The organism is Listeria cossartiae subsp. cossartiae, from assembly GCF_014224155.1.
In the GTDB taxonomy this organism is placed as follows: Bacteria; Bacillota; Bacilli; order Lactobacillales; family Listeriaceae; genus Listeria; species Listeria cossartiae.
The window spans coordinates 262,225-286,430 of sequence record NZ_JAASUI010000003.1 but is presented as its reverse complement, the minus strand read 5'-3'; the positions used below and the strand labels follow the sequence as shown (position 1 = coordinate 286,430).

The 24,206-nt window shown below is 37.2% G+C and carries 27 protein-coding genes, 1 tRNA gene and 2 pseudogenes; 22 read left to right on the top strand and 8 right to left on the bottom strand.

The features are described from left to right. The first annotated feature begins 53 nt into the window (after positions 1–53). Positions 54–644, top strand: coding sequence for a recombinase family protein (locus HCJ30_RS11075; RefSeq protein ID WP_185392193.1), 591 nt, complete (start codon positions 54–56; stop codon positions 642–644). Positions 645–734: 90 nt separating this feature from the next. Here the strand turns inward: HCJ30_RS11075 and HCJ30_RS11070 are convergent, their stop codons facing one another. The 3 genes from HCJ30_RS11070 to HCJ30_RS11060 form a co-directional block, all read right to left on the bottom strand. Beyond that, the gene (locus HCJ30_RS11070) at positions 735–1,721 is read right to left on the bottom strand and encodes a hypothetical protein (RefSeq protein ID WP_069027499.1); all 987 of its coding nucleotides are present in this window, start codon (positions 1,719–1,721) and stop codon (positions 735–737) included. Between the two features lie 287 nt (positions 1,722–2,008). Continuing rightward, positions 2,009–2,953: a tyrosine-type recombinase/integrase gene (locus HCJ30_RS11065; protein ID WP_069027500.1), complete on the bottom strand. Its 945-nt coding sequence runs from the start codon at positions 2,951–2,953 to the stop codon at positions 2,009–2,011. 140 nt (positions 2,954–3,093) lie between these two features. Continuing rightward, positions 3,094–3,177: transfer RNA gene (locus tag HCJ30_RS11060), tRNA-Leu, on the bottom strand. A gap of 133 nt (positions 3,178–3,310) precedes the next feature. On the opposite strand from HCJ30_RS11060, the gene HCJ30_RS11055 reads away from it, so the two are divergent. The 11 genes from HCJ30_RS11055 to HCJ30_RS14450 all read left to right on the top strand — a co-directional run bounded on the left by HCJ30_RS11055 (position 3,311) and on the right by HCJ30_RS14450 (position 10,484). Next, entirely contained in the window at positions 3,311–4,204 is an 894-nt protein-coding gene (locus HCJ30_RS11055) for an aminoglycoside phosphotransferase family protein (protein ID WP_185392192.1), read from the top strand. Continuing rightward, positions 4,201–4,827, top strand: coding sequence for a GyrI-like domain-containing protein (locus HCJ30_RS11050; protein ID WP_185392191.1), 627 nt, complete (start codon positions 4,201–4,203; stop codon positions 4,825–4,827). Before HCJ30_RS11055 ends, HCJ30_RS11050 begins: the two co-directional genes overlap by 4 nt. Before the next feature lie 105 nt (positions 4,828–4,932). Beyond that, the gene (gene crcB, locus HCJ30_RS11045; protein WP_185392190.1) at positions 4,933–5,322 is read left to right on the top strand and encodes a fluoride efflux transporter CrcB; all 390 of its coding nucleotides are present in this window, start codon (positions 4,933–4,935) and stop codon (positions 5,320–5,322) included. Beyond that, positions 5,312–5,668 carry a fluoride efflux transporter CrcB gene (crcB, locus tag HCJ30_RS11040; RefSeq protein WP_185392189.1) on the top strand — a complete coding sequence of 119 codons (357 nt, stop codon included), beginning with the start codon at positions 5,312–5,314 and terminating at the stop codon, positions 5,666–5,668. The genes crcB (HCJ30_RS11045) and crcB (HCJ30_RS11040) overlap by 11 nt, the downstream gene beginning before the upstream one ends. A 95-nt stretch (positions 5,669–5,763) precedes the next feature. Beyond that, positions 5,764–6,144 (top strand): hypothetical protein, encoded by a 381-nt coding sequence (locus tag HCJ30_RS11035; RefSeq protein WP_185392188.1) that lies wholly within the window; start codon positions 5,764–5,766, stop codon positions 6,142–6,144. Positions 6,145–6,277: 133 nt separating this feature from the next. Further along, positions 6,278–7,399, top strand: a complete 1,122-nt coding sequence (locus tag HCJ30_RS11030) for an Lmo2079 family surface lipoprotein (protein ID WP_185392187.1) — start codon at positions 6,278–6,280, stop codon at positions 7,397–7,399. A 104-nt stretch (positions 7,400–7,503) separates the two neighbouring features. After that, complete coding sequence (gene tsaE / locus HCJ30_RS11025; RefSeq protein WP_185392186.1) at positions 7,504–7,965, top strand: tRNA (adenosine(37)-N6)-threonylcarbamoyltransferase complex ATPase subunit type 1 TsaE; 462 nt, start codon at positions 7,504–7,506, stop codon at positions 7,963–7,965. Next, positions 7,962–8,654: a tRNA (adenosine(37)-N6)-threonylcarbamoyltransferase complex dimerization subunit type 1 TsaB gene (gene tsaB, locus HCJ30_RS11020; protein ID WP_185392185.1), complete on the top strand. Its 693-nt coding sequence runs from the start codon at positions 7,962–7,964 to the stop codon at positions 8,652–8,654. The genes tsaE and tsaB overlap by 4 nt, the downstream gene beginning before the upstream one ends. Then, positions 8,651–9,106 carry a ribosomal protein S18-alanine N-acetyltransferase gene (rimI, locus tag HCJ30_RS11015; RefSeq protein ID WP_077952455.1) on the top strand — a complete coding sequence of 152 codons (456 nt, stop codon included), beginning with the start codon at positions 8,651–8,653 and terminating at the stop codon, positions 9,104–9,106. Before tsaB ends, rimI begins: the two co-directional genes overlap by 4 nt. Next, on the top strand, positions 9,103–10,125 hold the full coding sequence (tsaD, locus tag HCJ30_RS11010; RefSeq protein ID WP_185392184.1) for a tRNA (adenosine(37)-N6)-threonylcarbamoyltransferase complex transferase subunit TsaD: 1,023 nt from the start codon (positions 9,103–9,105) through the stop codon (positions 10,123–10,125). Before rimI ends, tsaD begins: the two co-directional genes overlap by 4 nt. A gap of 299 nt (positions 10,126–10,424) precedes the next feature. After that, positions 10,425–10,484: a hypothetical protein gene (locus HCJ30_RS14450; protein ID WP_232048003.1), complete on the top strand. Its 60-nt coding sequence runs from the start codon at positions 10,425–10,427 to the stop codon at positions 10,482–10,484. A 197-nt stretch (positions 10,485–10,681) separates the two neighbouring features. Here HCJ30_RS14450 and HCJ30_RS11005 read toward each other — a convergent pair whose 3' ends face one another. Together HCJ30_RS11005 and HCJ30_RS11000 are read right to left on the bottom strand one after the other, a co-directional pair. After that, positions 10,682–11,641: an alpha/beta hydrolase gene (locus HCJ30_RS11005; RefSeq protein WP_185392183.1), complete on the bottom strand. Its 960-nt coding sequence runs from the start codon at positions 11,639–11,641 to the stop codon at positions 10,682–10,684. 24 nt (positions 11,642–11,665) lie between these two features. Further along, the gene (locus HCJ30_RS11000; RefSeq protein ID WP_185392182.1) at positions 11,666–13,618 is read right to left on the bottom strand and encodes an ABC-F family ATP-binding cassette domain-containing protein; all 1,953 of its coding nucleotides are present in this window, start codon (positions 13,616–13,618) and stop codon (positions 11,666–11,668) included. A 310-nt stretch (positions 13,619–13,928) separates the two neighbouring features. Here HCJ30_RS11000 and HCJ30_RS10995 point away from each other — a divergent pair, with 310 nt between their 5' ends. Next, a complete protein-coding gene (locus tag HCJ30_RS10995; RefSeq protein ID WP_003722329.1) occupies positions 13,929–14,576 on the top strand; it encodes a redox-sensing transcriptional repressor Rex in 648 nt (215 codons plus the stop codon). A 26-nt stretch (positions 14,577–14,602) separates the two neighbouring features. Here the strand turns inward: HCJ30_RS10995 and HCJ30_RS10990 are convergent. Both HCJ30_RS10990 and HCJ30_RS10985 read right to left on the bottom strand, forming a co-directional pair. Beyond that, positions 14,603–14,807, bottom strand: a pseudogene (locus tag HCJ30_RS10990) (DUF4305 domain-containing protein). 1 nt (position 14,808) lies between these two features. After that, positions 14,809–15,495, bottom strand: coding sequence for a CPBP family intramembrane glutamic endopeptidase (locus HCJ30_RS10985; protein ID WP_185392180.1), 687 nt, complete (start codon positions 15,493–15,495; stop codon positions 14,809–14,811). A 234-nt stretch (positions 15,496–15,729) separates the two neighbouring features. Between HCJ30_RS10985 and groES the strand changes: the two genes are divergently transcribed. The 9 genes and pseudogenes from groES to HCJ30_RS14445 all read left to right on the top strand — a co-directional run bounded on the left by groES (position 15,730) and on the right by HCJ30_RS14445 (position 23,702). Further along, complete coding sequence (gene groES, locus HCJ30_RS10980) at positions 15,730–16,014, top strand: co-chaperone GroES (RefSeq protein ID WP_011702849.1); 285 nt, start codon at positions 15,730–15,732, stop codon at positions 16,012–16,014. A 35-nt stretch (positions 16,015–16,049) separates the two neighbouring features. Further along, positions 16,050–17,678 (top strand): chaperonin GroEL, encoded by a 1,629-nt coding sequence (groL, locus tag HCJ30_RS10975; RefSeq protein ID WP_185392179.1) that lies wholly within the window; start codon positions 16,050–16,052, stop codon positions 17,676–17,678. A 241-nt stretch (positions 17,679–17,919) separates the two neighbouring features. Beyond that, a complete protein-coding gene (locus HCJ30_RS10970; RefSeq protein WP_185392178.1) occupies positions 17,920–18,129 on the top strand; it encodes a hypothetical protein in 210 nt (69 codons plus the stop codon). A 44-nt stretch (positions 18,130–18,173) separates the two neighbouring features. Continuing rightward, complete coding sequence (locus HCJ30_RS10965; RefSeq protein ID WP_185392177.1) at positions 18,174–18,566, top strand: hypothetical protein; 393 nt, start codon at positions 18,174–18,176, stop codon at positions 18,564–18,566. Positions 18,567–18,968: 402 nt separating this feature from the next. Then, positions 18,969–19,841 carry a DUF1672 family protein gene (locus HCJ30_RS10960; RefSeq protein WP_185392176.1) on the top strand — a complete coding sequence of 291 codons (873 nt, stop codon included), beginning with the start codon at positions 18,969–18,971 and terminating at the stop codon, positions 19,839–19,841. A gap of 71 nt (positions 19,842–19,912) precedes the next feature. Next, positions 19,913–20,284 carry a DUF1672 family protein gene (locus HCJ30_RS14405; RefSeq protein ID WP_311769841.1) on the top strand — a complete coding sequence of 124 codons (372 nt, stop codon included), beginning with the start codon at positions 19,913–19,915 and terminating at the stop codon, positions 20,282–20,284. Positions 20,285–20,304: 20 nt separating this feature from the next. Then, positions 20,305–20,766, top strand: coding sequence for a DUF1672 family protein (locus HCJ30_RS14400; protein WP_311769840.1), 462 nt, complete (start codon positions 20,305–20,307; stop codon positions 20,764–20,766). 60 nt (positions 20,767–20,826) lie between these two features. Continuing rightward, positions 20,827–21,699: a DUF1672 family protein gene (locus HCJ30_RS10950; RefSeq protein ID WP_185392175.1), complete on the top strand. Its 873-nt coding sequence runs from the start codon at positions 20,827–20,829 to the stop codon at positions 21,697–21,699. Between the two features lie 13 nt (positions 21,700–21,712). Beyond that, a pseudogene (locus HCJ30_RS14445) lies at positions 21,713–23,702 on the top strand (SA1320 family protein). Positions 23,703–23,779: 77 nt separating this feature from the next. On the opposite strand, the gene mscL reads toward HCJ30_RS14445, so the two are convergent. Beyond that, a complete protein-coding gene (gene mscL, locus HCJ30_RS10940) occupies positions 23,780–24,166 on the bottom strand; it encodes a large conductance mechanosensitive channel protein MscL (protein ID WP_008948372.1) in 387 nt (128 codons plus the stop codon). Positions 24,167–24,206 lie beyond the last annotated feature (40 nt).

Sequence of the window (24,206 nt, the reverse complement as noted above, 5' to 3'; positions counted from 1 at the left end):
TAGTCTATAATAAAAGTATATATTATTGTGCATTATAGACAAGGAGTGTTTTTATGAAATTAGGATATGCTCGAGTTAGTACTGTTGGACAAGATTTAAAAACCCAACAAGAAAAATTGCTCAAACAAGGTATTGAAGAAGATTATTTATACATTGAAAAGAAAACTGCTACCACTACAAGAAACCGAGAAGCTTTAAAAGATTTAATCAAAAATTCACGTAAAGGTGATATTGTTTATATAACAAAAATAGATCGTTTAGCACGATCCATAATTGATTTAAACAATGTCATGAATGAATTTTTTAAAAAAGGAGTAACTGTTGTATTTATTGATAATAATATGACTTTTAGTGCAAATGCTAAGAGTGATCCTATGCAGAAATTATTATTTAATGTTTTAGGTGCTTTTGCTGAATTCGAAAGAGATATGATTGTCAATCGAACCACTGAAGGAAAGATAAGAGCGCAACAAGCGGGGAAAAAATTAGGGCGTAAAGGGCAACCTGATCAACAGATAAGAAAGGCTCTTACGCTCATGGATGATAGGGCAAGCAATAATTTGTCAGTATCTGATATTGTTAAATTAACAGGCGTACCTAAGGCTACCATATACAAAAAAAGGCAAGAAAATCTAAAACTCTAAAACTTTAAAAGTGTAGATAAATTAGCCGTATTTATACAATATAAAATTAAAAAGTAATAGTCCAATACTTAGGACTACTACTTTTTAATTTTATATTGTATAATTATTAATCTTCTGTTGATCTGTTGGGTTAAAGCCTAGAGATAAATTTTCTTTCCTGCCTATTGTATCCATTGTTTGAAGTAAGCTTTCAAATTTAACTTCACCATTGCTTAAAATCTCCATATCCTTAGCATGAAAGAATAAAGTTTTGTTACTGCCATTTTTTCTTATGGTTCTACTAACTCCATCAATTGAGCCGTATACGGCTATGTCTATATCATCTTTTATTATAACATTTTCTAAAAAAGGTACAGAACCATGGAGGTATCCACCATAATTGGAATTCTCTAATTTAACAGATATTTTCCCAAGCTCATTAAGTCCGTTTGAAAAAGCATATTCACTTATAGTTGAAACAAATTCTTCATTTGAACTAAGCATTGGATACTCTAATGTAATATGTTTTACAGATGAGCACTTACTTACTTCCCCTATAAAATCTTTAGGTGATACTAGCTTCAACTTCATAAGTTGTGTCTCTGGTGGAAGATTAAAGTCTTTCTGAGCTGTATTAAATTTTTCAATATCTTCTTTTACCAAAAATTGTTTAGACTTAAAATATTTGCTTAAATTATCCATAGTTAAAACATTTGATTTATCATCCTGTATCAATAGTAATCCTTTAGGTAGATTCAAATAAAAATATACTGTATTTTTATTACCCTCATCTTTTGATTTAACATAAGAGACCGTACTACTTGTAACATCAATAATCTCTTCTTCTTCTCCATAAATAGTTGTATTAAAATAACCTTCTATAACATCCTGACCATTCACATCCACTAATTGCATCAGTTCCGCATACTTTTCTTCTTGAAAAGTTAAACGTCTGACAGAGCTGTCTTGTTGAACAAGGTTTTTGAAAAAAGTTCGTACAATGTTTGGCATGAACACATCAACCATTTGCCCTCCACCAACTCTTAATAATGGTGTTGTTAAGGTATACGCTGAAAATTTAATATCTTTAGTTTTCAATAATTTTCCCCCATCATGTAATAAAATTGTGCTTGGTTTGTTTTTTCCTCTCAAAAAAATCTTGTTTTATAGAAACATACATGGTATTATTGACATGCTGATGAAACAATAATATAGTCCAATGTATATTAGTACAAAGATAATAAAGTGCACTAATCTTTATTTCCGAATATCTAATTATGTACTTAATTTTAGTATACTACCTTGTGAAAAATAGATCAATGTTTGGTGCTTTTTTTTTGCTTAAAATGAACATATTGACCTTTTTGAAATTGAATAATTTCTCATTAAAAAAAATCTCCATAATCTTTTCTCAATTTGGCTTGCTTTTTCAAATCATTTCCCCATATTTGAACATATCGTTTAGTAACTTCCAAAGATGAGTGACCTAACAATGTAGCTAGTGAAAAAGCATCCATACCTGATAAAATTGCATTTTTAGCGTAAGTCCTCCTACAAACATGAGGGCTTACTTGCTTTTGTATCCCGCACAGAACCCTAGCTTCTCTAAGGTTCTGTTGAAACGTATTTTTATTATAAGGAAGCTGATCTCGATTGATAAATACTTTAGTATGTGAAAGATTACCCCGTATCTTTAAATAAGAAGTTAGTTTCTCTCTCATTCTCTTTGAAATATAAACTATCCGCTGTTTAAGATTTTTTGATTCGACAACAATAATGTAATCACTATGGATATCTTGTATATTAATACCAACTGCTTCTGAAATACGTATTCCTGTATCTAATAACAATTGAAAGATAACCAAATCTCGATAGGAGCTAAACGTTTCTTTTTTCTTGAAATGGTTAGCTATTTTTTTGATTTCATCTGGATTTAAAGTCTCTCTTATTTCTTCTCTGACTCTCAATAAACTGAGATTTTCACAGGGGTTTATCTTTATAAAACCTTGCTGATAAAGAAAGTTATAATACGCTTTAAAAGCCTTTATTTTGCTGTTAATTGTATTAGCCCTCATAAAACCTTTCCAATACATAATCATGTCTTCAAGGTCTCTCTGTGAAAGATGCATGATAGGCTTCTGAACATGAATAAACTCCATATCCCTTTTTAGTACATTGATTGCATCCGTATAATACTGAATAGTTGTTTCTCGTACATTTCTAATCCTTCTTGATCTTATAAATTCGTGAAATACAAAATCATCATCAGGCACAATCGTTTGATAAACGATTGCCTTTTCTTCTAAACTTAAGTGATTACTTCTTCTCATAAAAAAGACCTCCCAACTAGACTTATCCACTAGATTAGAGACTCATTTAGCCTATCAAAAAAGCTTGCGGTCGTGGCGGAATTGGTATACGCGCAAGACTACAAACTTATTGATATTACAGTATTCTTAATTTTAATTGATGCGGCCGAGAGGACTTGAACCTCCACGGGTTTTACCCCACTAGGCCCTCAACCTAGCGCGTCTGCCGATTCCGCCACGACCGCGTATGCGTAGCAAATTTAATTATAATATTGATTCCATTATTTTGTCAATAAATTCTGCATAGATAATGGAGAAAAAGTAAGCGTATTCTTGTATAATGGAGGATAGCGAGTTTTATAGGAGGGAGAGCTGATTATGGATGTGACTCAACTAAAAATGTTGCATAATGCGAAAGTGATTTCGGAAATAAAAAAAGGTTTTTCTGTTGATAGGAAATATCAAGTGGATGAAACTTACCTTGTTCGTGTTTTTTCCATAGATTTGCTTCAAGAACGGAAGCAAGAATTTGAAATAATCCGCGAATTAAGTTCTCAAATTTCACTTGTCCCAAAGGCGTATGATTTCGGCACTATCGGTGAAGAGGGCTACATGATTATTGATTATTTGCGCGGAGAAGATGCGGAAAGTGGCATGAGTCATTTGTCGAATTTGGAACAGTTTAAAGCTGGTTTTTCGGCAGGGGAACTTTTACGGAAAATCCATCAACTACCTTTAGATATACCAGTAATGAATTGGTTTGATTTTCAAGCAGCCAAATTTAATCGAAAAGCACAGGAACTAAAAACATTAGGAGTCACAGCTCCTTTTTTAACGGAAACGGAAAAATTTGTTCATGAGCATCTAACTAGGTTGAAAAATAGACCGATTTGTTTACAACATGGCGATTTTCATCCGGCAAATATTATTTTGGATAATAAAAAATTTGTTGGGCTTATTGATTTTAATCGGCTAGAGTTCGGAGATCCTTTATTTGATTTAGCAAAAATTGGCTTTTTTACAACAGAGGTCAGTATTCCTTTTGCACGAGGAAATATTTTAGGCTATATTGATAAAGAAGCAGTTACGGATTTTTGGAATCTTTATGCGCTTTACACGGCGATGCATATTACTTCGTCCGTTAATTGGGCGGCAAAAAATAAATCTCGTAATTTTAAAAAGTTAATGAATTATGCAGCGAAGACGGCAGCGAGTCATGATAATTTTCAGAGGCTGATGCCAAACTGGATGAACGAGGAGGAATTCAAATGACTGAGAAGAAAATGGATTTTAAAAAAGAGGAAAAGAAATTTTATGCACCAAAGCGGAAACCTGAGCGTATTTTTGTGCCAGAAATGAATTTTTTGATGGTGGATGGGAAAGGTGATCCAGACGGCGAGGAATATAAAAAAGCGGTGCAGTCTCTTTATGCGATTGCTTATACGATTAAAATGAGTAAAATGGGGGAAACGCGCCTAGCTGGTTATACGGATTTTGTGGTGCCGCCGCTGGAAGGTTTTTGGTGGTCAGAGGGAATGTTTGATTTGCAGGACCGGGATGCGTGGCTTTGGACATCGCTACTTAGACAACCAGATTTTGTTACCGAAGAAGTTTTGGAGTGGGCGAAAGAGGTTGCTAAGAAGAAAAAGCCCGATGTCGATACGAGCCGTGTGAGATTGGTTCGTTTTGAAGAAGGAGAATGTGTGCAAATGATGCATATTGGTCCTTTTAGTGAAGAAGTGAAAACGGTCGCCGAAATGCACCAATTCATGGAAACAGAGGGGCTTCATAATGATACGGGAGCTGTTCGAAAACATCACGAAATTTATTTGAGTGATCCACGTAAAGCGGACCCAGAAAAAATGAAGACCATCCTGCGACTTCCAGTGAGTTGAATAATTGGAATGTTTTGCGTTATAGTATAGAAGAAATAGGACAAGGCGACTGCCCGGAATGGAAATATTTCAGGGCAGTTTTTTGGTGAAGTGGGGTTTTCGAGGATGTATTTTTTATATGTGGGGATTTTTGGTGCGTTAGGTGGAATGTGCCGTTATGCGATGAATTTATGGCTTAGTGGCGGAGGTTTTCCTTATGCGACTTTGGTTGTTAATTTGATTGGTTGTTTTTTGTTGGCTTTTCTCATGCCATTTTTGGCTGAGAAATCACGCATTTCTTTAGTGCTTTTAAATGGGATTGGGACTGGTTTTATTGGTGCTTTTACGACATTTTCCGCTTTTAGTGTCGATACGATTCAACTGTTGCAAAATGGTGAGGTGATTTTGGCGGTTAGTTATGTTTTTGCTAGTTTACTTGGTGGTCTTGTGATGGTGAAGCTTGGCAGAATGCTTAGTGATACGCTGCTGAAACGAGGTGCGCGCCATGTTCATTAATTTTTTACTGGTTGGTTTTGGCGCGGGGCTTGGCGCAATGCTACGATACGGGATTTCGGTATTTATTAAAAGTAAATGGAAGACAAACTTTCCTTTCGCGACTTTTTTCATTAATGTAACTGGTTCATTTTTATTAGGTTTTCTAGTATCTTCTGCGCTTGGGCCTGATTGGCAGCTATTTCTTGGCACAGGCTTTATGGGAGGATATACAACATTTTCGACTTTTAAAGTGGAGAGTATGGAATTAAAATGGAAGACGAATTATCGCGTATTATTTTCGTATTTAGGCTGTACGTATGTGTTTGGCTTAGCGGCAGCTTTTATCGGTATTTTGCTAGGTGTATAAGAATTGTTTAAGAAACAAAGAAAACGATTGCCTGTATTTCCGCTAAATGCTATGCTAGAAAGAACGAAAAGCTTCAGAGAGGACGAGAGAGCGCGATGACAGGTTTTAGAAAAATAATGTTGCCGGTTTTACTAGTTGTACTATTTTTGGCGGGCTGTAATAAGGAAGAAGTTCCTGCTTTAGTCCTTGATGGAACAGTAACTGACACTAGTTTATTGGAGAATAATAAGCAGTTAACAGTCAATGGAACATTAACATGGAATGGCGAAAAAAATAATTATGCCAGCGAAGTTATCGTCACCGTAAGTAGCAATACTGCCGTGACAAATGCAACCACGGGCAAAACAATGAAATTAACGGATATTAAAGATGATGACACAATCAAAGCCGTATTCCCACAAGGAACAGATATTACTTCACCAGCTCCGGGAAAAGTGTCTGAAAATGCTACTTCTATAAAAGTAACACCAAAATAAAAACGTCCTTTCTCAAAAGGGACGTTTTTTTTGATAGGATTTGTGACAGACTTATGAACACTTTGTGAAATGGCTTGTTTTCAGTACTTTATATGTGTTAATTTTAATGTATCAACTAAGTAGGAGGAGAACAATGAAAAAAGGGATTTTACTTTCAATTCTGTTAGTTTTAGCATTAGTAATTAGTGCATGTGGGGAAAGCGCAGAAGAAAAAGCAGCAAAAACACCACAAGGGAAATTTATTCAAACATTAAAAAATGGGAAGAATACTCCGGATAAGTCTACATATACTACTACGATGGGTGTAACAGATATCCAAATACCAAGCGATGACTCTAGCTCGCAAATGATTGGTATTCTAAAAGATATTAAACTATCTGTAACGACTTCAACGGATAAAAAAGCCAACAAGACAGAAACAAAAGCCAATATTAAATCTACGAATAATATGTTACCATTTTCCATGGATTTAGATGTTTTATCAGATTTGGAAACAGGAAATTCATATATTCCACTTAAAACTATCGTTAAACCAGACGCGTCATTACTTAGCTTTTTAGACCAAGCAACAGGTGGCATGTGGTCTAAAATTGACACAGAAATGCCTGGTTTAAAAGATAAATATATTAGTACAGCGGAAGTAGCGAGTTTAGCAGAAAATGGAACAGAAACAAAAGCAAATGTCGATGAGAAAGCGATAGAAAGCGCTACTAAAGACTTAAATGAAAAAATAACAAAATTAACAGAAGACTATTTCAAAGGTTTGGAAAAAGATCGTTTTAAAGAAGCAGAAGATGGTACAATCACTGTTTCACTTAAAAAAGAGGACGTTGTAAACCTAGCAACAGAAGTTAATAAATTAATGGATGAAGAAAAAGTAAAAGCAGATTTCAAAGTAATACTAGAAAATCAAGGTTCAGGTCCAATTGTAGACTTTGATTCACAGTATAGTGAATTAAAAACAAGCTTTGCAACTGCTATTGAACAGGTAAAAGAAAGTAAAAACTTAGCAATTAATTTCGATATTTCTGTTAAGCCAGGAAAAGATAAGACGTTAGAGGCTTTAACAATGAATGCAACAGTAAAAGATGAGAAGGCTTTGCAGTCCGTCGGTTTTAAACTAGAAACAAAAGCAGAAAAATTTGTTCCAATTTCTGATTTCCCAACAAAAGAACAAATTCTTTCTAAAGAAGAGTTAACTTTAATCATAAGCGATTTTGCAAGACAAATATATATAAACAGTGGAGCTTATTAATTCACTGGAAAGACGCAGCGACTCAGGTCGTTGCGTTTTTTGGTTTTTATTTTGGCGCGGCTTTGTGGTATGATATGTAGAGAAAATGATGGACGGGTGAGCTAATGGAATTCGAATTAATAATGACAAGTCAAGCGGAGACAAGACTTCGCGCAAAACAACTTGGTGAACAACTGGCAGCTGGAGATGTGATTTTGCTTGAAGGTGATCTCGGCGCTGGAAAAACTACTTTTACAAAAGGGCTTGGTGAAGGTCTTTTGATTCCGCAAATGATTAAAAGTCCGACATTCACTATTATTCGCGAATATAAGAAAGGGCGCTTGCCACTTTATCATATGGATGTGTACCGCTTGGAAGATACTTCGGCTGATGAACTTGGCTTGGAGGAGTATTTTTACGGAGCGGGAGTTAGTGTGGTTGAATGGGCGCAGTTTGTTCGCGAAGATTTGCCAGAAGAATACTTGGAAATTAAGCTTTTTCATATAGATGAGAATACGCGCAAAATGGTTGTGAAGCCAGTTGGGGAAAGGTACGAGCGACTTGCGATGGAGGTTTTTGGGAAATGATACTTGGGATGGATACGTCTTCAGATACGATGACGATAGCACTTTTTAATGAAGGTGTCGTTCTCGGTGAATATACAACGAATTTGAAAAAAAATCATAGCGTGCGCTTACTTCCGGCGATTGCTGCTTTAATGGAAGAATGTGGCGTAAAACCTACTGCTTTGGAAAAAATTGCTGTGGCAAAAGGTCCGGGTTCTTATACTGGGCTGCGCATTGGCGTAACTGTCGCGAAAACAATGGCCTGGGATGCGGGAATTCCGATTGTTGGGATTTCTTCTTTGGCACTTTTAGCGGAGAATGGCTTGTACTTTCCTGGAAAAGTCGTTGCTTTAATGGATGCGCGCCGTGGCAATGTGTACGCGGGTGTTTATCAAGCGAGCCATGGCGAAATGAAGAACGTTATAGCGGACGGTCATATTGCGCTTACTGAATTAGTAGAGCAATTGGCTCAAGGTGAGGATGCGATTTTATTCGTGGGAACGTTGACGGAGCAAATTCAGCTAGCAGTGACAGAGATTCTTGGTGAACGAGCGATTTTTGCGCAGGCGGATTATACGTATTCGCGGGCTAGCTCACTTGTAAAATTAGCGGCAGACTTGGACGGCGAACCAGCGGACCATTTTGTCCCTGATTATTTGAAATTGGCAGAAGCGGAAAGCAAATGGTTGGAATCGAGGGGTTCCGAGTGAGTTTGGAAGAAGCCTTAATATTTCGAGAAGCAACGGTTGCTGACTTAAAAAGTATTATGAACGTCGAAAATGCGGCATTCACGGTACCTTGGACGGAAGCGGCTTTTCGGAATGAATTTATTATTAATCAATACGCGTATTATTTGCTTGCGATTCATGAGGAGCAGGTAGTGGGCTATGCGGGTGTTTGGCTCGTTTTAGATGAAGGGCACATTACGAATATCGCGATTCATCCAGATTATCAAGGCAATCATTACGGCGAGGCACTTTTGCGGGAAATGATTCGGGTTGCGAAAGAGCGAGGTGTTGTTCGGATGACGCTCGAAGTTCGCGTTTCCAATGATGTAGCACAAGGACTTTACAAAAAATTAGGATTTCAAGACGGCGCCATTCGGAAAAACTATTATCCGGATACGAAAGAAGATGCGCTAGTGATGTGGGTGGACTTATGAAAAAAAATACATTAATTCTTGGGATAGAATCTAGCTGCGACGAAACAGCCGCTTCTATTGTGAAAAATGGTAATGAAATTATATCAAGTGTGGTAGCTTCGCAAATTGAAAGCCATAAACGATTTGGCGGAGTTGTTCCCGAAATTGCATCGAGACACCACGTGGAGCAAATTACGCTTGTGATTGAAGAAGCTTTAAAACAAGCCAATGTGACGATGGATGATTTGGACGGGGTCGCTGTGACGGAAGGGCCAGGCCTAGTTGGTGCACTGCTTATCGGCGTAAATGCGGCCAAAACGCTTGCTTTTATGCATAATTTACCTTTAGTTGGCGTGCATCATATTGCTGGTCATATTTACGCAAATCGCTTTGAAACAGAATTTAAATTTCCGCTATTGTCGTTAGTTGTCAGTGGTGGTCACACCGAGCTTGTTTTAATGAAAGCAGATAATGAGTTTGAAATTATCGGTGAAACGAGGGATGATGCGGCTGGTGAAGCATATGATAAAGTAGCGCGCACACTTGGTCTCGCTTATCCGGGCGGTGTGCAAATTGATAAACTTGCCAAAGACGGCGAAGACACTTTTCATTTTCCACGTGCGATGATGGATGATGGCTCATTTGATTTTAGTTTTAGCGGCTTGAAGTCTTCCTTTATCAATACGCTCCACAATTTAAGACAACGCGGCGAGGAGCCGAATCCAAATGATATGGCGGCGAGTTTCCAAGCAAGTGTCGTGGATGTTTTAGTAAGTAAAACGATCCGCGCAGCTAAAGAGTACGATGTCAAACAACTGCTTCTTGCGGGAGGCGTTGCAGCGAATCAAGGTTTAAGAGAACGACTTATTCAAGAAGTAAAACTAGAACTTCCTGATACAGAACTGATTATTCCTCCGTTATCATTATGTGGCGATAATGCGGCGATGATTGCGGCAGCTGGGACAGTGAGTTTCTTGCAAGGTAAACGTAGTAATTTTGATATGAATGCTAATCCGGGATTATTGCTGGAAGATATATGAAAAAGCGCGCGGGATTTTTCGTTCCGCACGCTTCGGACTGCAGTGAAAGTGAACAATTACTTTCGCTGCAGTTTATTTTTATTAGATTTATTCAAGGTTATTTTTCCGATTATGCCTCTAAAATACAACTTTCGCGCCAACTCTTTTTCTAAAGATACTGGCATGCTATAATTGTGATGCAAGCAAGTTTATGGTGGTGCACCAGCCTTTTTCATCCGGAAAGTAGGTGGTGCTTATGTTGTTTTTAGGCGTTACCTGGAAAGGATAAACGTGTGACTGTTTTCGAGAGTCTTACGCTAATGATTGCTTTTGCAGTCTTAATCGTAACGATCATGAACAGCAAAAATGACAAAAAATAAAAACCACTCATAAGCCTGACAGCTAGTGGTTTTTAAATAATCATATAAAAGGCTGTCACCATCTTAAATGGTGTTTGCGAGGGAGTCATGTTGACGCATGGCTCTCTTTTCATTTATATAGTAACACATTTAATTAATATTTGCCAATTTTTTCCTTGCTAACTGATAGTATATAGTTCCTAGAGGATAACTGCTTTTTACATCGTTTTATTTAAAAATTGGCGTACTTTTTCTTCGTATGTTTTTGGATCTACCGTAAATGCTTGGCCGTGTTCTGCGCCTTTGACAATCCATTTTTCTTTATAGCTATTCGTAGCGTCATAAAGTTCGTCAACCATATAAGTAGGGACGAATGCATCCGAATCACCGTGAATGTAGAAAATCGGTAAGTCTGTTTTAGCGACCGCGTCAACAGCACTTGCTTCGCTGAAAAAGAAGCCTTCTTTCGCTTTGTTTATCAGACTAGCTGTTGGGATAATCGGGAAATTCGGTAAATGGAACATGGCTTTTAATTGATAGGAAAGTTCGGCATCCATCGAAGTGTAGCCGCAATCTGCGATAACACTTTTTACTTGTTTTGGTAGTTTTTCGCCGCTTGTCATAAGGACGGTAGAGCTACCCATGGAAACGCCGTGTAGTGCGATTTGAGTGTCCGTACCGTTTTTGTCGATTACTTGGTCGATCCACTGCACATAATCTTTGCGCTCGGGCCAACCAAAGCCGATATTTTCGCCTTCACTTTCGCCGTGTGCTCTGGCATCAGGCATTAACACATTGTATCCAAATTTTTCATGATACATCCGCGCTAGGCCGGCCATTTCGATTTTGCCACTTTTGCCGCGATAACCGTGGGCTAAAATAATTGTCGTGTTCGATTGTTTATCGGCTGCTAAATAATTAGCAACAAGTTTCAAATCGTCTGCTGAGGTTTCGATCCATTGCGTGAGGTTTTGCTTTTCCATCCAAGCGACATTTGCCTCGCGATTTTTCTTTGCTAGTTTGGCCGTTTCGGTTGTCTCATCTGTTGTCGCTGTGTCATCCATGCTGGAATTGTCACGCGCTAAAGCATAACTATATAAGTAAAAACTCGCGCAAATAGTAATAATAACAAGTAAACTAACGATAATTGAACTAGAAATAATTAAAATCTTTTTCATGGTTTGCTCCTTTTTTTATGCAGATTACATGGATTCCAGTTCTTCGCTTATCGTTTCCCATTCTTCCATGAGTTTTTCGCCGTCCGCTTTCACTGCGTCTAGCTCTTGTGTGATTTCAAGGGCTTTTTCGTGGTCTTGAAAAACTTCTGGTTTGGTTAATTGTAGCTCGAGTTCGGCGATTTTTTCATCGGTTTCTTCCATGGATTGCTCTACTTCTTCCAGTTTTCTTTTTCGTTGGCGAAGTAGTTTTTGTTGCTCTTTTTCTTCTTGATAATTTAATTTTCGAACGGAGGCGGTGGCTTCAACTTGTTCGCCTTTTTTGCGGCGGTCCTCGGCATCAAGTCGCGCAAGTTCTTTTACTTCCGCTAGTTTTTCTTGATAATAATCGTAATCGCCTAGGTAAACGGTCGCTTTTTCTGGAGCGAGTTCGACGATTTTCGAAGCAATTCGGTTAATAAAGTACCGGTCATGCGAAACGAACAAAATCGTCCCTTCAAAATCGATCAAAGCGGCTTCTAAAACTTCTTTACTTTCAATGTCTAAATGGTTGGTCGGTTCATCGAGAATAAGGACATTGGCTTCGAGTAAAGTGAGCTTAGCAAGGGCAAGTCGCGCTTTTTCGCCACCACTCAGAGATTGGACATTTTTAAGGACATCATCATCTGAAAAAAGGAAATTGCCTAGCGTTGTTCGGACGTTGACTTCATTTAGTTCAGGATAATCATCCCATAGTTCCATTAAAACAGTTTTGTTGGAAGTTAGTTTGGCTTGTTCTTGGTCGTAGTAGCCAATTTTTACGCCAGCACCAAAGTGAAATTCGCCACTTAGGGCCGGAATGTCGCGAATAAGTGTTTTAAGTAGGGTAGACTTGCCGATTCCGTTTGGACCAACGAGCGCGAGGCTATCTTGGCGTTTCATTTCGAAAGTTAGGTTGGAAGCAATACGCTTGTCTTTTGCATAACCAATACTTAGCTGATCTACCATTAAAACATCTTTACCCGTTTGCTTTTCAAATTGGAAACCAAAATGGGCCGCTTTCTCATCCCCTTGAGGTCGACCGAGCACATCCATTTTTTCTAGTTGTTTTCTTCTACTTTGCGCGCGTTTCGTTGTGGATGCGCGCACGATATTTCTCGCAACAAAATCTTCCAGTTTCGCAATTTGTTTTTGCTGTTTATCGAATTCTTTCCACATTTGTTCTAGTTTTGCCTGCTTTTGACTGACAAACGAACTGTAATTTCCTTTGTAGTGGTCGATTTTTGTGCGGCTGATTTCGTATACTTGATTGACAACTTTATCAAGGAAGTAGCGGTCATGGGATACGATAAGTAGCGAGCCGTGGTAGTTTTGTAAATACGTTTCTAGCCACGCTAATGTTTCGATGTCTAAATGGTTGGTCGGTTCATCAAGAACGAGAATATCTTGTTTTGCTAGCAACAATTTGGCTAGTGCGAGCCGTGTTTTTTGCCCGCCACTTAAAGAAGCAATCTCCACTTCATAGTCTGCTGGATAAAAACGCAACCCATTTAAAACCGAGCGAATTTCTGCTTCATACGTATAACCACCAATTTCTTTAAAAGTGTGTTGCAATGTATCGTAATCCGTCATCAATGCTTGATATTTTTCCGGGTCATTATATAATTCTGGTTCGCCGAGACGAAGCTCCATTTTGCGCAAATCTGCTTCCATTTTTCGCAGTGAATCAAATACGCTAAGCATTTCATCCCAAATGGTTTTGGAAGATTCTAGCCCGGTATTTTGCGCCAAATAGCCAATCTCGACACTTTTAGGTTTAGAAATGGTTCCGCCGTCATAGCTCATTTTGCCAGCGATGATTTTAAGTAAAGTAGATTTTCCTGCGCCATTTCTGCCGACAAGTGCGATTCGGTCACCAGTTTTTACTTCTAATTTAATATTATCTAAAATTACTTCTGCACCGAAGAATTTAGAAATTTGCTGAACTTGTAATAATATCATAATCTCTCTCCTCGAACGTTCTCCCTACTAGTTTAGCTTAAAAGCCAAGTAATCGCAATGAGATAGCCAATTGTTCACGAATCAGTTAGTTTGTGAAAACACTCGCATTATTTGTGATTTTAGCGTAGAATAGAAAAGAAGGACTGGGCCGGATATTTTGCGGGACAAAACCTTACTTGAAAGTTATGAGCAAAAAGTTTGTGCATTCCTTGTGAAATGTTTATAGTATATAAGCAAGCATGTGAAAGGAAGTACAGTTCACAAAAGCTTCAACTTCAGAAAAAATTTAAAAGAAGAAGGGACAGAAGGCATGATGGAGGAAACAACTAAAATTCCACAAGCGACAGCAAAACGCTTACCATTATATCATCGTTACTTGAAATACCTAGATGAGTCAGGTAAGGAACGAGTATCATCAGCGGAATTAAGTGAAGCGGTGAAAGTTGATTCAGCGACTATTCGACGTGATTTTTCGTACTTTGGCGCATTAGGTAAGAAAGGATACGGGTATAACGTTTCTTACATACTCGACTTTTTCAGCAAAACACTCAGTCAGGACAAACAGACAAATGTTGCACTTATCGGTGTTGGTAACCTAGGGACAGCATTATTACATTATAATTTCATGAAAAATAATAATATCAAAATCGTTGCTGCATTTGATGTAGATCCAGCGAAAGTAGGTAGTGTTCAACAAGATATTCCAATTTATCATTTAAATGATATGGAAGAAATTGTTCGTGAAAACGGTGTGGAAGTAGTTATTCTGACAGTTCCAGCTGACGAAGCACAAGTAACGGTAGATCGTTTAATCGAAGCAGATGTAAAAGGTATTCTAAACTTTACACCAGCTCGTATCAGTGTTCCAAAACAAGTTCGTGTGCACCATATCGATCTTACTACGGAATTACAAACGTTAATCTATTTCTTGGAAAACTATCCAGCGAAAACAGAATAAAAAAACCTGTAGAAGGTAAGCTAAACTTACTTTCTACAGGTTTTTTTTACGTCTTCTCAGTCCGGTAATAATCAAGCCAATACCAATCCCAAAATCCATTATTGTCATTATAATAAGTATATATGCAAGGATATCATAACCGTATTCAGCCACACGAACAATAACAAAATATACAAATACAAGACCAAGCGCAAAATAAAGAAAACTTTGCTTAATTAATGAATTTTTCATATTATCCTCCAATTATTCCGAGACTCAAAAGCAAAACAATCGTGTTCATTAAAATATGTGCGCCCATCGAAACCACAATCCGCTTCGTTTTCGTATAAAGGAAACAAAGAATAAGTCCGATGACAAAATAAGTCAGTAAAAACGAAATATCACCATGAAGCAGTCCGAAGAAAAGGGAACTAATAACCGCAGCCACATGAATATTCATCACATTGTTCAGCCCACCAAAAACCACTTTTCTAAACACAAGCTCTTCCAAAATAGGGCCGAGAATGGAAATGAAAATCAAGAAAATCGGCGCCGCTTTAGTCAAGTCAACTAGTAATTCAGTATTCGCCGAACTACTCATATCCCCAGAAATCATCGTAATAATAATGCTACAAATGATTTGCGCCACATATAAACCAATCACACCACCGATAATCCAAACGATACTAAATAGTGGTTTCGTTTTTTCACCAAGTTCGATTTTATTTTCTTTTGGTTTTCTATAAAGCATCGGAATAATAATGGCAAGCGATAACAGATTAGAAAATATCGACCAAGCTACCATTCCATAAGCCGCAGCATCCTCCGCTGAAAGGGAAGAGATACTTAATATAATATGTTGAACAATTGGAATTCCAATAGATGCAGAAAATAGTAATAACAAATAAACTAAAACAATCGTAATATAACGTTTAGCCAAAAAATACGCATCCTCTCTAAAAACAAAATCCAGCTAAATTGCTTCAAACAAGCGGGAATAGCTCTCCTTATTGTACTAGTTATCAAGCTTTACCGCAAATAAGAATTCTTCCATTTTTTAAACGTTTTTGCTTGCAATTTTTATTCAGTTTGGTATCATAATAACTGTATTAGCACTCTAATGTGCCGAGTGCTAAAATGAAAAATGTAATTATATCAGAGGAGGTCATTTACATTGTTAAAACCATTAGGAGATCGTGTTGTAATTGAAGTACTTGAAGCAGAGGAAAAAACAGCGAGTGGGATTGTATTACCAGACTCTGCCAAAGAAAAACCGCAATCAGGGAAAATTGTTGCAGTCGGTTCAGGTCGTGTTCTAGAAAACGGAACAAAAGAACCACTTGAAGTTGCAGAAGGTGACACAGTAATTTTCGCAAAATACTCTGGAACAGAAGTGACGTATGAAGGAACTGACTATCTGATTTTACGTGAAAGTGACATTTTAGCAATTACTAAATAATTTTAAAAAAAGAAATAATCGGAGGGAAATATAAAATGGCAAAAGATATTAAATTTAGTGAAGATGCTCGTCGTGCCATGTTACGTGGTGTCGACCAATTAGCAAACGCAGTAAAAGTAACGCTTGGCCCAAAAGGTCGTAATGTTGTTTTAGAAAAGAAATTCGGTTCTCCGTTAATTACAAATGATGGTGTAACGATTGCAAAAGAAATCGAATTAGAAGATCCATTTGAAAACATGGGCGCAAAACTTGTATCTGAAGTTGCTTCTAAAACCAATGATGTTGCTGGTGACGGAACTACAACAGCTACCGTTTTAGCGCAAGCAATGATTCAAGAAGGCCTAAAAAACGTAACAGCTGGAGCAAACCCAGTAGGCGTTCGCCGCGGTATCGAAAAAGCCGTAGCAACAGCTATCGAAGAATTAAAAGCTATTTCTAAACCAATTGAAAGCAAAGAGTCTATCGCTCAAGTTGCTGCTATTTCTTCTGGTGATGAAGAAGTTGGTAAATTAATCGCAGAAGCAATGGAACGTGTTGGTAACGACGGCGTTATCACTATTGAAGAATCCAAAGGCTTTGCAACAGAATTAGACGTAGTAGAAGGTATGCAATTCGACCGCGGCTACACTAGCCCTTACATGGTAACTGATTCCGATAAAATGGAAGCTGTTCTTGAAAAACCATATATCTTAATCACAGATAAAAAAATCAACAACATTCAAGAAATCTTACCAGTTTTAGAGCAAGTAGTTCAACAAGGTCGTCCAATGTTAATTATCGCGGAAGATGTTGAAGGGGAAGCTCAAGCAACTCTTGTTCTAAACAAACTTCGTGGAACATTTAACGTAGTAGCAGTAAAAGCTCCTGGTTTCGGTGATCGTCGTAAAGCAATGCTAGAAGACGTAGCTATTTTAACTGGTGGCCAAGTAATCACAGAAGACTTAGGCTTAGAGCTAAAAACAGCTACTATTGATCAACTGGGAACTGCAAATAAAGTAGTCGTAACAAAAGATGATACAACAATCGTTGAAGGAGCAGGCGATTCCACTCAAATTAGCGCTCGTGTAAATCAACTTCGTGCGCAAATGGAAGAAACTACTTCTGAATTTGATAAAGAAAAATTACAAGAACGTTTAGCAAAACTTGCAGGTGGAGTAGCTGTCGTTAAAGTCGGCGCTGCAACTGAAACAGAGCTAAAAGAACGTAAATTACGTATTGAAGATGCGCTTAACTCTACTCGTGCAGCTGTAGAAGAAGGTATCGTAGCTGGTGGTGGTACTGCCCTTGTAAGTATTTACAACAAAGTAGCAGCACTTGAAGCAGAAGGCGACGTAGAAACTGGTATCAACATCGTGCTTCGTTCCCTAGAAGAACCAGTTCGCCAAATCGCGCATAACGCTGGACTTGAAGGTTCCGTTATCGTAGAACGCTTGAAACACGAAGCAGTTGGCGTTGGCTTCAACGCAGCAAACGGCGAATGGGTAAACATGATTGACGCTGGTATTGTGGATCCAACAAAAGTAACTCGTTCCGCACTACAAAACGCATCATCCGTTGCAGCACTTCTATTAACTACAGAAGCAGTCGTAGCAGACAAACCAGACGAAAACGGCCCAGCAGCTGTTCCTGATATGGGAATGGGTGGCATGGGCGGTATGATGTAAGAATCGCATCAGCTGAACAATTTTAAAAAGGTCTCTGGATTTTTCCAGGGATCTTTTTTATTATTTCAAGTAGAAGAAATTAGTTGCATTAAACGGTTAGCGCCAATTTTTTAAACCGTATTATCTATGTTTCTTTGAGAAAAACCAAAACTTGTCAAACGGAAAACAATTTTGGGACCGAAAAGATAAGAAGTAATCACCTAACCATTGTTATAATAAAAGAAAAGGAGATGCGCTTGTTATGAGAGAAAATTCCATTATTGGTCGAATTATTGCATTTTGCGCGATTTGCTTTGCATTTTTTAATCCGAAAACCGTGACCTATTGGCTTGGGGTGCGCGCGGAATCTGGCCCGGCTTGGTATCTTACAACAGTTGTCGCATGCGGAATTGCCGGTTTTGTATTGATTGATTTAATCAAGAAAATAAAACGAAGAAAAGCGGCAGAATAAAAGTTTTCGTGGTATACTACTAGAAAAACGACTAGGAGAACGCCATGAACTGGACACGTATAAGTAGTATTGTATTAGTTGGATTTACAGCAGTTGGGGCAATTTATGGAGGCTTATCAATGATTTTCATGCCAAGCGGTGGTCTACTGTCGCTTTCAACTGGATTACTTGATGGTTCACCGTTTGTCGATTATTTAGTACCCGGTATATTTTTATTCGTCTTTGTTGGATTATTCCATTTAGCAGCACTGATTTACTTGTTGAAAAAATTACCACGAACGAAAGAAGTCATGTTTGCAGCCGCCGCTGTTTTGGCAGTATGGATGGTAGTGCAATTACTGATTATTGGTTATGTATTTATTTTACAAATTATCTTTTTAGTTGTCGCAGCAGTCGAAATGTTCTTAGCGATACAATGGAAGAAGCAACAACGATAATACTGTAATTTATTTAATTAGGCTATTTTCCCTCTTGAAATTGATAGGGGGGTGAATAGCCTAATTTTTTTGTTCAATCAGAGGTTCGGGCAATTAAACTTGAAGAAATTATCAATAAAAGGAATTATTGTGAAAAAATCATCTTTTTGTATAAAAGGTATTACTTGAAAATGGACCATATCAGCGTTTTATTGAAGTGTTGTTCGTTGTTCTGTCACATTTCACTTTGTGAATTTATGATATAATTTTAGGATGATATTTAACTATATTTTTATTTGATAGTAACAATCTAAAAATGATTGTTAATTGGATGATTTAAATTTATAGAAATTAAAGTGTTCGAATAATTGGAAAAAATTAAGATTTGAAAGAGATAAAATACAGAAGTAGGTAGGAGAAGAGATGAAGAAAAAAGTAATTGTTTTGTTAGCAGGTTTATTGTTTTTAGGAGGCTGTTTCAATATAAATGGGAAAACAGAGCAGGAAAAAGCGCAAGAAGGCACGACGCCTGTGCAAGAATATGTAGGCCAAGGGTATTCTTTTGTGGATGGGAATAAATCAGCGGAACGCGTGAAGGAACATGAGGAAAAGATAAAACAAGAAGCGATAAATTATATGAAAACAAAATATAAAACAGACGTGAAAGTGAATAATGTGGTACCAGCACGAAATGGAGCGGTTGTCATTGTGGAAAGCGAGGCGCCAATTCAGTTTACTACCTCGGTGGTTGTAAAGTTTCTCCTTAATAATAAAGATGAAATAGGAAGTGGAACGAGTGACGAAGGAGCAGTTGAACAAGCGATTGTAGGTGGGCTTTACGCAAAGGCATATGAAGCAGAGTTCAAACATTTAAATGAATTTACAGAAGAATTAGCTCAAAAATATGATTTATTAGGTTATACAGAAGAAGCTTTAAGTAAAACATCACCAAGTGGTTATCAGTGGAAGTATTATTTTGTTACAGTTTGGTATGACGATTATTTAAGTCCGTATGAAGCATATTTAGCTAATCCAAATATTTCTGCGGAGGAGTTACGCATCCTGTTTAACAAAGTTGATTCTGACAGTAAAAATATTTCTATCCCAATGGCTTTTTTCTCAAAAGAAGACAAGGTACCTGAGCAAAAATTAGCTGATAAACTGGCTGAAGAGATTAAGCAAGAAGAAGGGATTCCTAAAGGGAGTTATATGGTTACGTTGTATAAAAATTTTATTGTAAACCGAGTAGGATTACCAGATGGAGAAAATGTAGATGTAGAAGGCATTACTAAATAAAAAGAATACTAGAATATATAAGATGAGCATGAAATACAGAAGCTGATAGGAGAACAGATGAAGAAAAAATAATGATTTTATTAGCAAGTTTATTATTATTGGGAGGCTGTTTCAATATAAATGGAAAAACAGAGCAAGAGAAAGCGCAAGAAGGCACTACGCCCGTGCAGGATTATGTAGACCAAGGATATTCATTTGTAGATGGGAATAAATCGGCAGAACGAGTGAAAAAGCACGATGAAGAGATTAAACAAGTTGCGATAGACTTTATGAAAACAAAATATAAAACGGAAGTAGAAGTTACTTATGTAGTTCCTGCTCGTAATGCGGCGGTTGTTATCGTGGGGTGCAAGGAGCCAATTCAATTTACAACAGCTGTTACGGTTGGCTTTATTTTAAACAAGGACGAAGTAGGGTTTCCTAAAGAAGAGGGGGCGAAATAGAGCAAGCTGTAATAGGTGGCTTGTACGCAAAGGCATATGAGGCAGAATTTAAACATTTAAATGATGTTGCAGAAAAATTAGCCCAAAAATATGATTTGGTAGGAATGACGGATGAAGCGTTAGCTAAATCATCTCCATATGGAAATCAAGGAAATCATTATTTTATTGCACTATCATATCAAGAGTACTCTAGTGTATATAATGAGTATATAGAAAACCCTCAAATTTCAGCAGAAGAATTACGGATTCTATTTACAAAAGATGATCCTACCAGTGGATATATAACCATAGTAATGAAGTTCTTCTCAAAGGAAGATAAATTACCTAAACAAGAAGTGGTAGATAAGTTAGCAAAAGATTTCCAGCAAGAATCAGGATTACCAAAAGGAAATTATCCTTTTATAATATATAAGAACCTTATAATAAACAGGGTTGGGTTACCTGATGGTGAAAATATAGAGGCAAAAGTATCAGTTAAATGAGCAAGAGTTTATCAAAGGTAAAAACAAACTTAAAAATAACAGAAGCCGATAGGAGAACAGATGAAGAAAAAAATAATGGTTTTGTTAGCATGTCTATTATTATTAGGAGGTTGTTTCAATATGAATGAGAAAACAGAGAAAGAGAAAGCGCAAGAAGGCACTACGCCTGTGCAAGATTATGTAGGACAGGGCTATTCTTTTGTGGATGGGAATAAATCAGCGGAACGAGTGAAGGAACATGAGGAAGAGATAAAACAAGAAGCGATAAATTATATGAAAACAAAATATAAAACAGACGTGAAAGTGAATAATGTGGTACCAGCACGAAATGGAGCGGTTGTCATTGTGGAAAGCGATGCGCCAATTCAGTTTACTACTTCGGTTGTTGTAAAATTCCTCCTTAATAAAAAAGACGAAATAGGAAGTGGAACAAGTGACGAAGGGGCAGTTGAACAAGCGATTGTAGGCGGGCTATACGCAAAAGCATACGAAGAAGAGTTTGAACATTTAGATGAAGTTGCGGAAAAACTAGCAAGAAAAAATGATTTAGAAGGTTTCACGCAAGAAGCGCTAGACAAGACATCTCCTAGTGGTCATCAAGGGAAGTATTATTTTATAACTGCAATAAATGATGATTACTTAGGTGTATATAATGCATATTTAAATAATACACAAATTTCTTCGAATGAGCTTCAGGCTTTATTTGTTAAAGATGATCCAACAAGTAAAAACATGACAATTGTAATGAATTACTTTTCAAAAGAAGATAAGCTTCCAAAACAAGCAGTGGTAGATAGCTTGGCTGAGCAATTTCGGAAAGAATCAAACCTGCCACGAGGGTTTTATCCTATTAATCTATTTAAAAATTTTATTGTAAATCGAGTGGGATTGCCTGATGGTGAACATATACAAGCAGAAGTATTCATTAAATAAGGAGCGTGCATAGATGACAACAGATTTTAGAACAGCAGATGTAGATTTAATTGAATTAGGCGGAAAATGGGTTTATAGACACCCGGAAGTAGAAGCAAAATTAAAGGTTAATAGTAATATTTATAAAGTCAAAGAAGGTGAATATAATAAAGCTTCTGGTCTTGACTACATGATTGTCGAGAATTTAGCTACAGGCGAAATCAGCATGGTTTTCGAAGGCACCCAAGGCACTCAAGATTTCCTAACTGACGGCACGCTTCCTGGCTCCATTCCCAATACCCAGCTAAAAGAAGCAGACACATCCTACAAAAAAGAAAGCAAAAAATATACTATTAAAAATGTAGCAGGAAACTCTTTAGGTGGAGGTTTATCTAATTATGTAGCTTCAAAAAATGACGGCATAAGAAGTGTCACCTATAATCCAGCTATTTTACCTAAAGGAACTTATGACAAGGACAATCCAAGAATAACAAACTATTTAAGTGAATATGACCCATTAACCTTGGGGGAACGTGGATTAGGATACGGAAATCGTCTTCCAGGTGAATCCCATATTCTTCAAAACAATGTTCCTTGGCTACAAACCATTCTTTCTAATCATACGGGTTATGATGATGCAGGTGTCACAGTTAACGGCAAAAATATTCCCATTGATGCGGATGCTTATCTTCCAGTAGGTATTTGGAGTGGAAAGGTTTTGACTGGGGGAGGAAAAGGGCAGAAAATCGATATGAATCCGGATAATATTCGAATTTTTGGCTAATAGTTTACGGACACGAATGATGGAGCAAATAAGTAGGGGGCAGTTTTATTTAGATACAGCGGTCGATTTAGTGACTAATGAGGGAAGTAGTTTGGATAATCGAACGACTTCTTTACAAGAAACTTTTGATAACTTGTTGGCGGAAGGCGAATTTGGTGGAATTATTACTTCATTAGCTAATTATGCTGAGTTTCGGGATGAGATGGAAAAGGCCAAACCAGTAAGTTATGCGGCAATAGATTTTATGCAAAGAGTAAGAACTTTGCCCATTTTAGGAGAAGTGTTAGATGTTGTTTCGGGGAGTTTCTTTAATGCGATAGATCTTTTGGTGGATATTCCGGCGCTAGTTAATGATCTTGCTTTAAGGACGGAAGACATGATGGATCAAGTATCTAAAATAAAAATGCAAGCAATACCTGAGTTATTTAAAGGGATTAATGACCAATATTTAAGCGATGCCATGGTGACAGAATTAAAAGAACATTACAAAATATTAGATGAAAATAAAGATTTGGTTGTTAAGCAAGTATTAACTTTTAGCGCCCAAGTTACGTATGTATCGAATGAACTTGAAAAAGCAGATAAACTTTTAAGCGCAACGCAAAAAGTCCAAAGTGTAGGAGCGCCGCCAGCGACACAAGCGTATGTCTTAAAAGAATCCAAAGCTTTGAAAGACGGAATGGGGAAGAAACAGCGATTATTAGATAGAAATTTTCGAGATTTTTCTGCTAAAACCACGAATTTATTAATGCCGGTATTGAGTTCAATTCGAAGTATTATTAATCAATTAAAACAGGTAATAAAGTCCGCTATTAGATACTTAGAAAACATCCAAACAGGACTATCAATCATGAAAATCCCTTTTACAGATAGAGATTATCACTTAAAAGAGGAATTGAGAGAGTACATAAGAAAGTTGCAAGAAATCTTGTTAACCGTTAGAGGTGTAGGAAGTGCTGTAAAGGATATGGAATCAAATTTAGAGCACGTGTTAGCCATATATCGACCTTATATTGATACGGCGTTATTTGAAGATACAAAATTTCAAGATGTTATTTTATTGAATAAAGCAGCTACAAATATCTTCCATAGTGCAGAGTTGGTTTTTGGAGATATTAAGCATCAATTAAGCGGTAATACATCAGCAGCAATTTCTGCCCTGGATAAGTTAGCTGTACAGACGAGTAACAACATAAAAATTTTAATGGAGCAAATTAAACGAGGAAGTATCAATGTTTAATGGAAGTGCATATATAGGCAGATTAGCGGTTTAGCATAAATAAAAAAATCCTTCTACAACAAGAAGGATTTTTCCAGTTATTTCTGTTGTTCTTTCAATAAATCGCGAATTTCTTTTAAGTATTCCTCGGTTGGAGGCACGGGTGTTTCTTCCACTGGTTGCTCTTTTTTCTTAATAAAGCTAGTAAGTATTTTGACGAAAATAAAAATGGCAAAAGCGATGATGACAAAGTCAACGATGGATTGAATGAAAGCACCGTACTGGATAACTGATTTACCGACTTTGAAACTTAAATCTGTAAAATCAAGCCCACCTAGAAGCACACCAACAAGTGGCATAATAATATTATCTACTAAAGATGAAACAATTTTCCCGAATGCAGCCCCGATAACTACCGCAACAGCGAGGTCAAGTACGTTCCCTTTTAACGCGAAATCTCTAAATTCTACTAACATTTTTTTCATATAATTCACCTCCCACTACCCAGTATAAAACATCTAACTG

Excerpts from the sequence above, each read along its gene's own strand:
- HCJ30_RS11075 (WP_185392193.1), top strand. The coding sequence starts at position 54 with ATGAAATTAGGATATGCTCGAGTTAGTACTGTTGGACAAGATTTAAAA.
- HCJ30_RS11065 (WP_069027500.1), bottom strand. The coding sequence starts at position 2,953 with ATGAGAAGAAGTAATCACTTAAGTTTAGAAGAAAAGGCAATCGTTTAT.
- HCJ30_RS11055 (WP_185392192.1), top strand. The coding sequence starts at position 3,311 with ATGGATGTGACTCAACTAAAAATGTTGCATAATGCGAAAGTGATTTCG.
- HCJ30_RS11050 (WP_185392191.1), top strand. The coding sequence starts at position 4,201 with ATGACTGAGAAGAAAATGGATTTTAAAAAAGAGGAAAAGAAATTTTAT.
- crcB (WP_185392190.1), top strand. The coding sequence starts at position 4,933 with ATGTATTTTTTATATGTGGGGATTTTTGGTGCGTTAGGTGGAATGTGC.
- crcB (WP_185392189.1), top strand. The coding sequence starts at position 5,312 with ATGTTCATTAATTTTTTACTGGTTGGTTTTGGCGCGGGGCTTGGCGCA.
- HCJ30_RS11035 (WP_185392188.1), top strand. The coding sequence starts at position 5,764 with ATGACAGGTTTTAGAAAAATAATGTTGCCGGTTTTACTAGTTGTACTA.
- HCJ30_RS11030 (WP_185392187.1), top strand. The coding sequence starts at position 6,278 with ATGAAAAAAGGGATTTTACTTTCAATTCTGTTAGTTTTAGCATTAGTA.
- tsaE (WP_185392186.1), top strand. The coding sequence starts at position 7,504 with ATGGAATTCGAATTAATAATGACAAGTCAAGCGGAGACAAGACTTCGC.
- tsaB (WP_185392185.1), top strand. The coding sequence starts at position 7,962 with ATGATACTTGGGATGGATACGTCTTCAGATACGATGACGATAGCACTT.
- tsaD (WP_185392184.1), top strand. The coding sequence starts at position 9,103 with ATGAAAAAAAATACATTAATTCTTGGGATAGAATCTAGCTGCGACGAA.
- HCJ30_RS11005 (WP_185392183.1), bottom strand. The coding sequence starts at position 11,641 with ATGAAAAAGATTTTAATTATTTCTAGTTCAATTATCGTTAGTTTACTT.
- HCJ30_RS11000 (WP_185392182.1), bottom strand. The coding sequence starts at position 13,618 with ATGATATTATTACAAGTTCAGCAAATTTCTAAATTCTTCGGTGCAGAA.
- HCJ30_RS10995 (WP_003722329.1), top strand. The coding sequence starts at position 13,929 with ATGATGGAGGAAACAACTAAAATTCCACAAGCGACAGCAAAACGCTTA.
- groL (WP_185392179.1), top strand. The coding sequence starts at position 16,050 with ATGGCAAAAGATATTAAATTTAGTGAAGATGCTCGTCGTGCCATGTTA.
- HCJ30_RS10970 (WP_185392178.1), top strand. The coding sequence starts at position 17,920 with ATGAGAGAAAATTCCATTATTGGTCGAATTATTGCATTTTGCGCGATT.
- HCJ30_RS10965 (WP_185392177.1), top strand. The coding sequence starts at position 18,174 with ATGAACTGGACACGTATAAGTAGTATTGTATTAGTTGGATTTACAGCA.
- HCJ30_RS10960 (WP_185392176.1), top strand. The coding sequence starts at position 18,969 with ATGAAGAAAAAAGTAATTGTTTTGTTAGCAGGTTTATTGTTTTTAGGA.
- HCJ30_RS14405 (WP_311769841.1), top strand. The coding sequence starts at position 19,913 with ATGATTTTATTAGCAAGTTTATTATTATTGGGAGGCTGTTTCAATATA.
- HCJ30_RS10950 (WP_185392175.1), top strand. The coding sequence starts at position 20,827 with ATGAAGAAAAAAATAATGGTTTTGTTAGCATGTCTATTATTATTAGGA.
- mscL (WP_008948372.1), bottom strand. The coding sequence starts at position 24,166 with ATGAAAAAAATGTTAGTAGAATTTAGAGATTTCGCGTTAAAAGGGAAC.